The 13612-nt window shown below is 69.0% G+C and carries 10 protein-coding genes; 9 read left to right on the forward strand and 1 reads right to left on the reverse strand.

Annotated elements, in window-relative coordinates; translation table 11 throughout:
• From TN53_RS22940 to TN53_RS22955, 4 genes are all read left to right on the forward strand, one after another.
• Positions 1-1421: RICIN domain-containing protein (locus tag TN53_RS22940; protein WP_046260489.1), on the forward strand; the 1421-nt coding region annotated here is incomplete at its 5' end.
• Between the two features lie 217 nt (positions 1422-1638).
• Entirely contained in the window at positions 1639-2994 is a 1356-nt protein-coding gene (locus tag TN53_RS22945) for a jacalin-like lectin (protein WP_046260490.1), read from the forward strand.
• Between the two features lie 216 nt (positions 2995-3210).
• On the forward strand, positions 3211-4545 hold the full coding sequence (locus TN53_RS22950) for a glycoside hydrolase family 43 protein (RefSeq protein ID WP_046260564.1): 1335 nt from the start codon (positions 3211-3213) through the stop codon (positions 4543-4545).
• Position 4546: 1 nt separating this feature from the next.
• Positions 4547-6562: an RICIN domain-containing protein gene (locus tag TN53_RS22955; RefSeq protein ID WP_046260491.1), complete on the forward strand. Its 2016-nt coding sequence runs from the start codon at positions 4547-4549 to the stop codon at positions 6560-6562.
• Between the two features lie 96 nt (positions 6563-6658).
• Here the strand turns inward: TN53_RS22955 and TN53_RS22960 are convergent, their stop codons facing one another.
• Positions 6659-8008 (reverse strand): hypothetical protein, encoded by a 1350-nt coding sequence (locus TN53_RS22960; protein WP_046260492.1) that lies wholly within the window; start codon positions 8006-8008, stop codon positions 6659-6661.
• Between the two features lie 180 nt (positions 8009-8188).
• On the opposite strand from TN53_RS22960, the gene TN53_RS22965 reads away from it, so the two are divergent.
• The 5 genes from TN53_RS22965 to TN53_RS44180 all read left to right on the forward strand — a co-directional run bounded on the left by TN53_RS22965 (position 8189) and on the right by TN53_RS44180 (position 13449).
• Entirely contained in the window at positions 8189-9208 is a 1020-nt protein-coding gene (locus TN53_RS22965; protein WP_046260493.1) for a LacI family DNA-binding transcriptional regulator, read from the forward strand.
• A 98-nt stretch (positions 9209-9306) separates the two neighbouring features.
• A complete protein-coding gene (locus tag TN53_RS22970; RefSeq protein ID WP_046260494.1) occupies positions 9307-10650 on the forward strand; it encodes an ABC transporter substrate-binding protein in 1344 nt (447 codons plus the stop codon).
• 28 nt (positions 10651-10678) lie between these two features.
• Positions 10679-11671, forward strand: coding sequence for a carbohydrate ABC transporter permease (locus tag TN53_RS22975; protein ID WP_046260495.1), 993 nt, complete (start codon positions 10679-10681; stop codon positions 11669-11671).
• A 5-nt stretch (positions 11672-11676) separates the two neighbouring features.
• Positions 11677-12519, forward strand: coding sequence for a carbohydrate ABC transporter permease (locus tag TN53_RS22980; RefSeq protein WP_046260496.1), 843 nt, complete (start codon positions 11677-11679; stop codon positions 12517-12519).
• Between the two features lie 174 nt (positions 12520-12693).
• Positions 12694-13449: a HupE/UreJ family protein gene (locus TN53_RS44180; RefSeq protein ID WP_052745281.1), complete on the forward strand. Its 756-nt coding sequence runs from the start codon at positions 12694-12696 to the stop codon at positions 13447-13449.
• Positions 13450-13612 lie beyond the last annotated feature (163 nt).

Raw genomic sequence — 13612 nt, forward strand, 5'->3', positions numbered from 1 at the left:
CCGTGCTGCTGGCCCGCCACTGGCTCGCCGCACGCGACTACGCACTCCTGTGCCTGGCCTCCGCCACCCCCACCGCCCAGTTCGTGGCCGCCAGCGCGTTTCAACGGCTGCTGGACCGTCTCGCGAGCGGCGCTCCCACCGCGGCTCTGCGTCCGCAGCTGCTGGTGACGGTCCGTGAGACCGTCCGTGCCTGGGCCGCGAACGACAAAACTTGCGCGGCCCTACCAGAACTGCGCAAACCCACCGGCGGCCGTGGTCTGCACACAGCCAAACCGGAACCTCCCACCAACCGAAAACTCGCCGAACGCGCCTTCGTGGCACTGTCGGATTTCTCCCAATGCCTTCTGTGGCACACAGAAGTCGAGTCGGAACCCATCGAGATACCCGCCTGCTTGCTGGGTATGGAAACCGTTGCCGCGAGAACTGCATTGAGTAAGGCCCGTGAGCAATTCCGGACCGGCCTGATGCGCGCTCACACGCAATTCGCCCCGTCCGAGGAGTGCCGGTTCTACAGCAGCCTTATCGACGTTCCCATTCGCCGGGGCGGCGCACTGCTCCCGGATGTCCAGCAACATCTGGCGCAGTGCCCCCATTGCCGGTCCACCGCCGACCAACTCGAATACTGCGAAGGCCGGTTGGGGCTTCTGCTGGCCGATGCCGTGCTCGGCTGGGGAGGCCGGCGTTACCTCGCCACGCGCCCCGGCCGCAGTACCCCCGAGGCGTGGCAGGCCGCACCGGAGCGCGAGCAGGCAGCCCCGGTCACAGACAGACGCCACCGCACCTCGGCCGCGAGAAGACATCGCGCGTTCGCCGCCGCGGCCCTGGCCTCTCTCGCTCTCCTGGCGGCCGTGCTGGCAGCCCGGAACTGGTCCGACGACAGCGACGTGCCCGCGCCGGACACACCGGCCTGGGGAGCTCCCGCCAACAGCTTCCCGAGCCCCGGCACCACCGGACGGACCGGCGCCGTTTCCTCCGCCTCACCGGGTATCTCCGGCACGCCCGTCCAGGGCAGGCTGCACAACCTGGCCACCGGAGAGTGCCTGGCCGTCGACAGCCGGGCCACACTCGGGGCGGCGATCCGGCTGGCAGCGTGTTCGTCGGCCGGATCCGAGCGGTGGTCCTACGAGTTCGACGGTCTGCTGCGCAGCGGCGCCGACCCCTCCCTCTGTCTGGCCGCCGACCCCCGGACCCGGAGCGTCCGACTCTCGCTGTGCGTCGCGCCCGCCGGCGAGGTGACCTACGTCCTCACGAGCCACGGGGAGCTCCTGCTGCGGCGACGTCAGGAGCTGGCCCTGGCGCCGGACTCGGACCCGGACGACAAACTCTCCGAGGTGGTCGTGGCCGAACGCGACGCATCCGGCGGCCAACGCTGGGCGCTCGAGACCGCTGAAACCGACACCACCGCGAAGTCCCATACGTAGAAGCACAGTTCGCCAGTGCGACGGGGGCAGGGGCAGGGGCGACAGTATCCAGTCGATCCGGTCAGCGACTTACCCCCGGCGAGGATCCGAACCGTCCACGTACGGCCGGCGACTCCTGTGAAAGAACGCCCGGAGTCTCGACAGACCCCGGGTAACCGGGGGTAACTTCAGCCCCGTCCCCACCGCAACCGCTTCCCTCCCCAGGAGCCACACCCCCATGCGCAGACTCCTCGCCTGCCTGACGACGGCCGCCGCCGTTCTCGGCGGGCTCACCACGGCCGCCCCCTCCGTGGCCGCCCCCTCCGCGGCGGCCACCGACTCGGGCACCTTCAGCGTCCTCAGCTACAACGTGGCCGGCCTGCCCGAGGCCATCTCCAGCGCCCCGACGCCCCGCGAGTCGGCCACCACGACGATCGGCGGGCGGATAGCGCCGTACGACATCGTCCACGCCCAGGAGGACTTCAACTATCACGCCCGCCTTTACGCGGCCGACACCGCCCACGCCTACCGCACCGCCACCAGCGGCGGCGCCGGTATCGGCAGCGGTCTCAACAGCCTGTCGAAGATCTCCTACGACGAGGACGACTTCGAGCGGGTGCGCTGGAACACCTGCACCTACGGTTCGGGCGACTGCCTGACCCCCAAGGGCTTCACCTTCATGCGCGAGCGGCTCGCCGAGGGGGTGTACGTCGACTTCTACAACCTGCACACCAACGCGGGCACCAACGCCGACGACCTCGCCGCCCGCGCCGACAACCTGAGCCAGCTCACCGACTTCATCGCCACCCACTCCGCCGGCAACGCGGTCGTGGTCATGGGCGACACCAACACCCGCTACACCCGCTCCGGTGACACCATCGCCGAGTTCGCCGCCGCCAACGGCCTCACCGACACCTGGGTCCAGCTGATCCGCGGCGGCAGCGCGCCCGCCAAGGGCAGCGACGCCCTGGTCTGCGATCAGACCGGGAGCACCGTCCCCAACACCTGCGAGGTCGTCGACAAGATCCTCTACCGGGGCAGCAAGCTGGTCTCGCTGAACGCCACGTCGTACAACAACGAGCACTCCGAGTTCCTCACCGACGACGGCCTGATGCTCTCCGACCACGACCCGATCACCGCCGGCTTCAGCTGGTCGCGCAACACCGCGTTCCGGCTCAGCGACCAGTTCGGCGGCCCGCACGGCGACTACTACAACGACATCGACAACGTGCCCGCCGGCGCCCGGGCCACCACCATCGCCCTGCGTGCCGGGTCCCGGGTCGACCAGGTGAGCCTCACCCTGGCGAACGGCACCACGCTCACCCACGGCGGGTCCGGCGGCACCGCGTCCTCCCTGACGCTCGGCAGCGGGGAGTACGTGACGACGGCGTACCTGTGCCAGGCTCAGAAGGACGATCACACGCGGATCTTCTACGCCAGGTTCACGACCAACCTCGGCAACACCCTGGCCGGCGGCACCACCACCTCCGACTGCGTGACCCGCACCGCGCCCTCCGGTTGGCAGATCGCCGGCTTCCACGGCAGGGCCGGCGACGAGGTCGACAAGGTCGGTTTCCTCTACACGCAGCGCTGATCCTCTTCCCGCCCCGGGGCGCGTCACTACCGTCCCGGGGCGCACAAGAATCACAAAGGCATGTCAGGACGATTGACGGGCGCATGCACAACCCCTACGTTCTGATCGATTTTCCGAACCGCGTTCGAAATCCCGGCCATTTCAGGTGCCCCCGTACGCCACCCTGGAGCCCAAGTGAGCAAGAACCCCCATCTGTCCCGTCGCGCTCTGCTCGGCATGACAGCCGCCGTCCCCGTCGCCCTGACCCTCGGCACGGGCACCGCCCACGCCGCCGACTCGGCATACGCGATGGTCTACTTCACCGAGTCGACGAACCTCGGCGACGGCACCGACTACGGCCTGCACCTGGCCGTCAGCCCCGACGGGCTGAACTGGACGCCGCTCAACCAGAACAACCCCCTGGTCACTCCCACCGCCGGCGCACTGGGCCTGCGCGACCCGTTCCTGATGCGCAAGCAGGACGGCACGTTCGTGGTGCTCGCCACCGACCTCAAGGGCACCGACTGGAACTACAACAGCCAGTACATCCACGTCTGGGACTCCGCCGACCTGCGCACCTTCACCGGCTACCGGCGCCTGAAGCTGCACGACATGACCACCCACAGCTGGGCGCCCGAGGCGTTCTGGGACGCCGGACGAGGCCAGTACGCGGTCATCTACTCCTCCGTGAACAGCAGCGGCCACAACGTCATCATGGTCAACTACACCAGCGACTTCGTCACGGCCTCGGCCCCGCAGGTGTTCTTCGACCCCGGCTACGACGTCATCGACGGCGACATGGCGGTCGGCGTGGACGGCTACAACTACCTCTACTTCAAGAAGAACCAGACGCTGGTGAGCGCCAGGTCCACCTCCCTCAACCCGGGCAGCTTCACCGAGTACAGCGCCGGTGTGGCACACGGCGGCACCGAGGCCCCCACGGTGGTCAAATCCCTCTCCTCCGGCAGCTGGTGGCTGTGGGGCGACACCTACACGCCCAACGGGGTCTTCTATGCCTGGCAGTCGAGCAGCCTCGCCTCCGGCACCTGGACGGCCCTGGACCAGAAGACCTACACCCAGCCGGTCAACTCCAAGCACTGCGGCATCGCGACGATCACCACGGCCGAGTACAACAACCTGCTCGCCAAGTGGGGCGCCCCGACCTGGAACCGGCTCAAGTCCTACAACTATCCGGCCCGTTACGTCCGCCACTCCAACTACGCGGGCCGGATCGACGAATACCCCGTCGAGCCGTACAAGGACTCCCTGTGGACCCTGGTCCCCGGGCTCGCCGACAGCTCCGGGGTCTCCTTCCAGTCGGTCAACTACCCCACCCGCTACCTGCGGCACTACAACTACGCGCTCCAGCTGGACACGAACGACGGCACCTCGACGTTCGCCGCGGACGCGACCTTCTACCGCACAGCGGGCCTCGCGGACGCGAGCTGGGCCTCCTTCCGGTCGTACAACAACCCGACGCGCTACATCCGCCACGCCAACTACGTCCTGCGCATCGACCCCGTCTCCACGACCACGGAGCGGCAGGACGCGACCTTCCGCGTCGGGTACTGACATGGAAGGCACCCGCGTGCCGAACACCTCCGCACCCGGCTGGGCCAGACGCGTCACCGTGCGCGTCCTGGCTCTCGCTCTCGCCGTGTCCGGTCTGACGGCCCTGGCCGACCACGATCCGTCGGCACCCCTGGCCGCCGAGCCGGCGGCGGTCAGCACCACGCAGGCCGCCGTCACCCCGCCGTCGATGGGCTGGGCGTCCTGGAACAGCTTCGCCAGCAGCATCGACTACAACGTGATCAAACAGCAGGCAGACGCCCTGGTCTCCTCCGGCATGGCGGCGGCCGGCTACAAGTACGTCAACCTCGACGACGGCTGGTGGCAGGGCGACCGGGACGCGAACGGCAACATCGCCGTCGACGAGGACCTGTTCCCCGGCGGCATGAAGGCCATGGCCGACTACATCCACAGCAAGGGGCTGAAGGCCGGCATCTACACGGACGCCGGCAAGCAGGGCTGCGGCTACTACTACCCCACCACCCGCCCCGCGGCCCCCAACACCGGCATGGAGGGCCACTACCAGCAGGACCTGGAGACCTTCCAGAGCTGGGGCTTCGACTACGTCAAGATCGACTGGTGCGGCGGCCGAGTGGAGGGCCTCGACCCGGAAACGACGTACAAGCAGATCACCGCCGCCAACGAGGCCGCGACCGCCGTCACCGGCCGCAAGCTCGTGCTGTCCTTCTGCGAGTGGGGCAGCGGACTGCCCTGGAACTGGGCCACCGGCTACGGCGACCTGTGGCGCACCAGCACCGACGTCATCTTCTGGGGCCAGACCCCGACCACCGCCATGATGCTCACCAATTTCGACCGGGGCCTGCACCCGGCCGCCCAGCACACCGGCTACTACAACGACCCCGACATGCTGATGACCGGGATGAGCGGCCTGAGCGCCGCCCAGAACCGGCTGCACATGGGCCTGTGGGCGATCTCGGGCGCCCCGCTGCTGGCCGGCAACAACCTGGCCACGATGAGCACCGCCACCCGCGACATCCTCACCAACCGCGAGATGATCGCCATCGACCAGGACCCGCGCGGGCTGCAGGGCGTCAAGGTCGCCGAGGACACCCGCAACCTGCAGGTGTACGGCAAGGTCCTCACCGGCACGGGCAAGCGCGCCGTGCTGCTGCTCAACCGCACGTCCTCGGCGGCATCCATGACCGTGCGCTGGGCCGACCTCGGCCTCACCTCGGCCACTGCGTCCGTGCGCAACGCCTGGACGGGCACCGACGCCGGGTCTTCCGCGACCAGTTACTCCACGACCGTCCCGGCGGGCGACGCCGTCCTGCTCACCGTCTCCGGCACGGAGGCCTCCGGGACGACATACGAGGACACCACCACGGCCACCACACCCGCCTTCAGCGCCGTCACGACCGGCGCCGCGGGCACCAAGCTGGTGGACATCACCTACGCCAACGGCGCCACCACGGCCCGTAAGGCGACCATCCAGGTCAACGGCCAGTACACGTCCGTGGTCGCCTTCCCGCCGACAGGCTCGGCCTCCACGTACCGGACCGTGTCCGTACTGGCGCACCTGGCCAAGGGCACCAACACCGTGCGCTTCGCGACGGTCTCCGGCGCCACCGCGCCCGACATCGACGCGATCCGTGTCCAGGGCATTCCCGGCACCAATGGCGTCGCCCTCGTCGGCGCCGCCTCCAACCGCTGCGCCGGACTGGAGAAGAACACCATCACCGACGGCTCCCAGGCCATCCTGTGGGACTGCTTCGGCGGCCGGAACGAGACCTTCACGCAGACCGCGCGCGGCGAGCTCGTCGTCTACGGCAACAAGTGCCTGGACGCCGACAACAACGGCACCGCCAACGGAACCAAGGTCATCATCTGGGACTGCACCGGCGGCACCAACCAGAAGTGGGCCGTCCACTCCGACGGCACGATCACCAACGACCTGTCGGGACTGTGCCTGGACGCCGCGGAAGCGGCGACCGCCAACGGCACCAAGCTGGTCCTGTGGACCTGCAACGGCCAGACCAACCAGCAGTGGGTCCTCAACTGACCTGAGGCGCACCGCCTGCACCGCCCGTCGCCGGGCCGGCCCTCGAGCCGGTCCCGGCGGCGGGCGGTGTCGTCCGCCGGGCGGGACCGCGGGCCGTCAGCGCGGGGGCGGGCCGGGCCAGATGGCCGAGGCGTCGTCGCGGTCCACGTCGGGCAGGCGGATCGGGCGGACGGGGACGGTGCGGGTGCGGCCCTCCGACACGACCGTCCAGGGGGCGGGATGGCCCGAGTAGCACAGGGTGGTGAGTACGAAGACGCCGTCGGCGTAGACCTCGACGTATTCGCCGATGGTGAGGATGCGCAGGGTGGTGGCGGGTTCGGTCAGTGTCGTCTCACCGAGCCGGTCCCCGTGGGGGCCGGTGACCCAGAGGTTCTTGCCGTCGCAGCCGACGAGCAGGGCCGGGCGGTCCCCGCCGGCGGTGTCGGTGCGCAGAGCGATCTCCACGCGGCCGGTGAGGGTGACGTCGCCGACCGCGTGCAGGGCGGGCTGTTCGGTCTCCTCGCCGAACCAGGCGTTCAGGCCGGGCCACCATTCCAGGCGAGGTGACTGGTCCGGGGCGGTCACCAGGAGTTTGGGCTGGGCGAGCATGCCGCGGCAGCGTTCGCCGGAGTCGGTGAGGTTCACGCGCCGGGGCGTGGTGTGCAGGACGACGCGGGAGCCGTCGGGAGCGGCGATGACGCGCGGGGCGTAGGAGCCGGTCGGGCCGAGCGGGCCGCGGCGGGTCCACGGCCCCCTCAACCGTGGCGCGGTCCACGCTTCGAAGCCGCGTGTGGCGCCGACGGATCCGATCAGCAGCCAGCTTCCGTCGTCGAGACGCTCCAGGACCGGGCACTCCAGCTCGTCGACGTCGCCGGGTGAGATGAGCGGCGGGTGGACGGTCCAGTGCTCCAGGTCGTCGGAGGTGGCCCAGGCGACGCAGCCGCCGACGTCGACGGGCAGGGTGGCGTCGGCGGCGCAGACCACCATGACCCAGCCGTCGGACTCGTCGTCGCGGACGACGAACGGGTCGCGCCAGCCCATGTGTTCGCCGGTACGGTACCAGTGCGCGTCCGCCTCGACGACGGGCCCGGTGCCGTGCCGGCGCCAGCCGGTGCCGTCGGTGCGGTCGGAGTAGGCGAGACCGACCGACTGCAGCGGCCAGCCACCCGGAGTGAGGCCGCAAACGCCGGTGTAGAACATGGCCATTCCGTCGCCGTCCCGGACGGGGTGCATGGTCCATACGGCCTGCTGGTCGAAGCGGCCGGGCAGGCCGTTGCCGAACGCGGTGCCCTGCGGCTTCCAGCGGACCAGGTCGGTGGAGGTGGCCCGGCCGTAGGACGTCTCCATTCTCAGGTGGTCGAACTCGGCCGTCCACGGGCCCTGCAGATGCAGCACGGCATAGGTGCCGTCATCGTCCCGCAGCAGGGCGAAGTCGTTCACACAGAGGCCGGGCGGGGCGTATCGCATGCGCAGTTCCTGTCGGCTCGGAGCGCCCAAACGCGTGCGCTGACCATTGACCTCGGAGGTATGGCTTAAGAATCGGCCCAAGTAAAACCCAACGCAAACGCTTGCGCAACAACGATGCCGGGTCTACGGTCACGTCACCCACAGATCACACCGACGTGAAACCAACGGGAGAAAAGCGCCGTGACCGTCAGCATCACCGATGTCGCCCGCGCCGCCGGCGTCTCGGCGTCCACCGTGTCCCGCGCACTGCGCGGTCAGCCGGGCGTCTCCGACGAGGTCCGCGCCCAGATCACGACCGTCGCCGCACAACTCGGCTATACGGCATCCCGTTCGGCCTCCAGCCTGGCCAGCGGACGCACCTACACCATCGGGGTCGTCGTCCCCTACATCGGCCGCTGGTTCTTCGGCACCGTCCTCGACGCCGCCGAGAAGGTGTTCAGCGCCGCCGGCTACGACGTGCTGCTCTACAACCTGAACTCACCGGAGGCACGCAAACGCTTCTTCACCAAGCTGCCAGTGCGCAAGCGGGTGGATGCCGTCCTCTCGCTGCTCATCCCCGACCTGGAGGAGGAGTCCGCACTGCGCTCCCTCGGAGTGCCGCTGGCCACCACCGTCGGCGGCCCCCGGGACGGCTTCACGGTGGTCGGCATCGACGACCACACCGGTGCCACCAGCGCCGTACGGCATCTGGTCAACCTCGGTCACCGGCGCATCGGCATGATCTCCGGAGCAAGCGAGCCGCTGCACTGGACCACTCCGATCGACCGCCGCCAGGCGTACCTGGACGTGCTGGCCGAGGCGGGTATCGCCCACGATCCGGCACTGGAGGCGGACGGCGGTTACACCGTCGACGGCGGCGAGCGGGCCATGACCGAGATCCTCGCCGTCTCCCGCCCCCCGACGGCGGTGTTCGCACAGTCCGACGAGATGGCGATGGGTGCGCTGCGCGCCCTGCGCCGACACCGCCTGAAAGTCCCGGACGACGTGTCCGTCGTCGGCTTCGACGACCACGAACTCGCCGAGGTCATCGGGCTGACCACCGTCGCTCAGCCGGTCCCCGAGCAGGGCGCGGAGGCCGCCCGCCTGCTGCTGCGCCGGCTCGACGAACCGGATGCCGAGCCCGTCGGCCAGGTACGGATGCCCATCCGCCTGATGCTGCGGGAGACCACGGCCCCGCCGAGCCCTCACAGACCCTCGTGACTCCCCGCTCCTCGTCGAGCCACCACCTTTCGAAGCCACCTCCCCACACCCCGAATCGTCGAGTACCAAAACCCTCACCCAGCACGGAGGCACCGTCCATGAACGCCGGAAGCAGAAGGTTCCGCCGCACGCTCTGCTCAAGTCTGACCCTCGCCCTGCCCCTGGTGGCGCTGGCCGCCTGCGGTGGAGGCGGCGGCAGCGACGCCTCCGCCGAGGCGGGCAGCGGCAAGGGCACGATCAGCGTCTGGGCCCACCAGGGTCAGGCGGGCGAGACCGCCGCGCTGCAGAACACGGTGAAGACCTTCAACTCCTCACAGAGCGACATCAAGGTCGAGCTGAAGCTCATCCCCGAGAACGACTACACCAAGACCATCACCGCCACCGGCGCCTCCGAGCTGCCGGACGTGATGGAGTTCGACGGTCCGACGATGGCGAACTTCGTCTACAACAAGAAGCTCGCGCAGATCGACTCGTACGTGTCCGCGAAGACGATGGTCAACGCCACCGACGCGATCAAGGCACAGGGCGAGATCGACGGCAAGCACTACGGCCTGGGCATGTTCGACTCCGGCCTCGGCGTGTGGGGCAACAGGAAGCTGCTGGACGCGGCGGGCGTGAAGTACCCGACGGGCGTGGACGACGCCTGGACGGCCGCGGAGTTCGACGCGGCACTCAAGGCGCTCAAGGCCAAGGACGCCGACGGCAAGGTCCTCGACGTCTCCGAGCAGTACGGCCTGGCCACCGAGTGGGGCACCTACGGCTTCTCCCCCGTCGTCTGGTCGGCCGGCGGTGCCCTGCTCAAGGACGGCAAGGCCGAGGGTGCCCTCGACAGCCCGAAAGTGGTCTCGGCGATGAAGACCTTCCAGTCCTGGAAGACATACGTCGACCCCAACACCGACGGCAACGCCTTCGCCAAGGGCAAGGTGGCACTGAGCTGGGTCGGCAACTGGACCTACCCCGGCTACGACAAGGCCCTCGGCGACGACCTTGTCGTCCTGCCGCTGCCCGACTTCGGCAACGGCTCCAAGACCGGCCAGGGATCGTGGGCCTGGGGCATCGGCGCGGACACCAAGAACGCCAAGGCCGCGGGCGCCTTCCTGGACCACCTCCTGAGCGACGACAGCGTCGGCGCGATGACGAAGGCCAACGGCTCGGTCCCGGGCACCGAGTCCGCGCTCGCCAAGAGCGAGCTGTACAGGCAGGGCGGCCCGCTCCAGCTCTTCGCCGACCAGCTCGCCAAGGCGTGCGGCGACAGCGACATCGACAAGTCCTGCGTCGCCGTCACCCGTCCCGTGACGGCCGGGTACCCCACGGTCACCGCCAAGTTCTCCCAGGCCCTCAACGCGATCTACGGGGGTGCGGACCCGAAGGAGACCCTGGAGAAGGCGGCCCGCTCCATCGACCAGGACTTCTCCGACAACGCCGGCTACGAGATCCCGTAGGCCCCCGCCGGGAAAAGGACCCACACCCGTGAAAACCGTGGAACCCGCGCACTCCGCGGCACCCGGCCGCTCCAAGCAGGCCTCCCCCGCCCCGTCCGTCAAACCCTCGAAAGCCGGGCGCAAGAACCAGGACCGGGTGCACGCCCTGCTCATGGTCGCCCCGGCCGTCGGCGGACTGATCGCCTTCGTCGGCATCCCCTTCGGCTACGCCGTCGTGCTCTCCTTCTACAACGTGCGGCTCGGCTCCCCGCTGGAACCGTCGTTCTTCGGCCTGGAGCACTACCGGCGCCTGTTCACCGACCCCGACCAGTCCGGCCCGTTCCTGCGGGCGCTGCTGAACAACTTCACCTTCGCCGCGGTCGTCGTACCGCTCCAGACAGGTCTCGCCCTCGGCCTGGCGATCCTCCTCAACCGCAAGCTCAAGGCCATCGGCCTGTTCCGGTCCCTGTTCTTCATGCCGGTGGTCTTCCCGATGGCCCTGGTCGCCGTGATCTGGCGGCTCATCCTGGCCCGCAGCGAGCAGGGCATGCTCAACTCCCTGCTGGACGCGGTGAGTCTCGGCAACTGGGGCGCCTTCGACTGGCTCGGCGACACGGCCACGGCGATGGGTTCGATCGTCGTGCTGTCGGTGTGGCAGGGCGTCGGCTTCCAGATGGTCATCCTGCTGGCCGGCCTGCAGCAGATTCCCGGTGAGCTGTACGAGGCCTCCGAGTTGGACCGCGCGAGCCGCTGGCAGCAGTTCCGCCATGTCACGCTGCCTGGCATCCGCGGCACGCTGGTCTTCGTCGCACTGCTGACCTCGGTGATGTCCTTCCGGATCTTCGACCAGGTGTACATCCTCATCCGCGGCGGAGGCCTGGACGAGGACGCCACCCGAACGGTCATGTACCAGGCCGTCACCACCGCCTTCGACCAGAACAACATCGGTCAGGCGTCCGCGATCACCGTCGTCTTCTTCCTGATCGTCCTCGTCCTGACGATCGTCCAGCGCCGCGTCGTCCGGCCCGACAACGAGGACTGACCTCCATGGCCATGACCCGCACCCCCGTCCGCCGCGTCCTCGACTACAGCGTCCTGAGCGTGCTGGCGTTCGTCTTCGTCCTGCCCGTCCTCTACCTCTTCCTGGGCAGCCTCAAGCCGTCCGACGAGGTCCTGAACGGACTGTCCGGCTTCCTGCCCACCCATCTGACCTTCGACAACTACTCCGCCGTCCTCGACAGCCTCAGTTCCGACAGCACCGGCTACTTCTGGCAGTTCATGGGCGTGTCGGTACTGGTGGCGTTCGTGGTGGTGACGGGCGGGCTGTTCGTCAACTCGATGGCGGCGTACGGCCTGTCCCGCCTGAAGTGGCGCGGCCGGCAAGCGGTCTTCACCCTCGTCCTGCTGCTGATGCTCATCCCGTTCGAGTCGGTGGCCGTCCCGCTCTTCTACATGTTCAACGGACAGCGCAACACGCTCTACATCCAGGCGGTGCCCTTCATCGCCAACGCCTTCGCCATCTACCAGTTCCACACGTTCTTCCGGAAGATCCCCACGAGCATCGAGGAAGCCGCCCGGCTGGACGGCGCGGGCCCCTGGCGCACCTTCTTCGCGATCATCATGCCGATGTCCAAGCCCGTGTTCGCCTCGGTCGCGATCCTGACCTTCCTCATCCAGTGGGGCTCCTTCCTGTGGCCGGTCCTGATGGTCTCCGACCCCTCGGTGCGCCCCCTCCCCCTGGAGATCAGCGTCTTCCAGGGCCAACAGCCCCCGGACTGGGGCCAGATCCTCGCCTTCGGCGTCCTCCTGGTCCTGCCTGTACTGGTGGTCTTCGCCTTCTTCCAGCGCTGGTTCGTCCAGGGCGTGGCCAGCTCCGCCGTCAAGGGCTGAGAGCTGGGGCGCCGGCCGTTTCGGCGGCTGAAGTCGCGACGAGAGCAACCTGTCAACGAGCACAGGATATTTCCCGCATACGGGCGCCCGCCGCCCAATTGAGACAGGCCTGAAGGCTCGCGCGTTGAGCTGTCAACAATATTGCTGATCACGTCGGGCCCGTAGCCGACGAACGTGGCGAGGCATAGCGGGCGTGGCCGCCGGTGTCGTCCTCGTCGGCGGCGGATTCGTGGCGGCCAACGCCGCGACGAGTTCCTCGCGGCCACCGGAGGACGGTGGGTCGGGCTGGCCGGCGCGCGCTTCGCGCTCGGCCGGATCGGCCGCATCACGCTCGCCTTCACCGCCGGGCACTCCGTCGCGCTGGCCGCGACCGCGCTCGGCCACCTGGACATCCCAGGTCGGCCCGTCGAGGCGTTCATCGCTTTGAGCATCCTCATCGGCGCCGTCCACGCGATCCACCCGCTGTTCCCAGGCCGTGAGGCGCTCGTGGCAGGGCTCTTCGGGCTCGGTCACGGCATGGCGTTCTCCTTCGTCCTGGCCGAGATGCACCTGTCCACCGGACAGCTCGTGACCAACCTCCTCGGCTTCAACCTCGGCATCGAGCTGGTCCAGCTCCTGCTGGTCTGCCTCGCCCTGCCCTCGCTGCTGGTCCTCGCACGCCTGCGCATCCAGCCCTTACTGCGGCTGGCCGGCGCCACGCTCACCGGCGCGGCGGCGCTCGGCTGGCTGGCCGACCGCCTACAGGCCTGGTTGGCGCACCCTGCGGACTGCGGCGCGGCTGCCAGGCCAGCGCCGATCAGTGAGCGTTCACCGAGGCCGGCGGACAGTCACGGCACCGGAGCCGGTGTTCCCCCTGACGGCCTTGGCGAACGTAGAAGGGCGTGCGCTGTGAGCGCGCGCCCCCTGAATGTCTCGAGCGCTCGCAGGTGAGTCGGCAACTCCGGTGTTGTCGCTGTGCCGGGTCCCTACTGTTGTGGCAACCGTGAGAGGGAAGGACACGCTCTCCTCCCTGACGACCTGACACGGCATCACTCATCAGTCAGCTCATCGCTCGAGTGCCGGGACGGTCTCCGGGCCGTACGACGGCGGTCGA

This window comes from Streptomyces sp. WM6386, from assembly GCF_000972385.1.
GTDB lineage: Bacteria > Actinomycetota > Actinomycetes > Streptomycetales > Streptomycetaceae > Streptomyces.

Bases quoted from the DNA above. Each gene is read 5' to 3' on its own strand.
- TN53_RS22945 (WP_046260490.1), top strand. From the start codon at position 1,639: ATGCGCAGACTCCTCGCCTGCCTGACGACGGCCGCCGCCGTTCTCGGC.
- TN53_RS22950 (WP_046260564.1), top strand. From the start codon at position 3,211: ATGACAGCCGCCGTCCCCGTCGCCCTGACCCTCGGCACGGGCACCGCC.
- TN53_RS22955 (WP_046260491.1), top strand. From the start codon at position 4,547: ATGGAAGGCACCCGCGTGCCGAACACCTCCGCACCCGGCTGGGCCAGA.
- TN53_RS22960 (WP_046260492.1), bottom strand. From the start codon at position 8,008: ATGCGATACGCCCCGCCCGGCCTCTGTGTGAACGACTTCGCCCTGCTG.
- TN53_RS22970 (WP_046260494.1), top strand. From the start codon at position 9,307: ATGAACGCCGGAAGCAGAAGGTTCCGCCGCACGCTCTGCTCAAGTCTG.
- TN53_RS22980 (WP_046260496.1), top strand. From the start codon at position 11,677: ATGGCCATGACCCGCACCCCCGTCCGCCGCGTCCTCGACTACAGCGTC.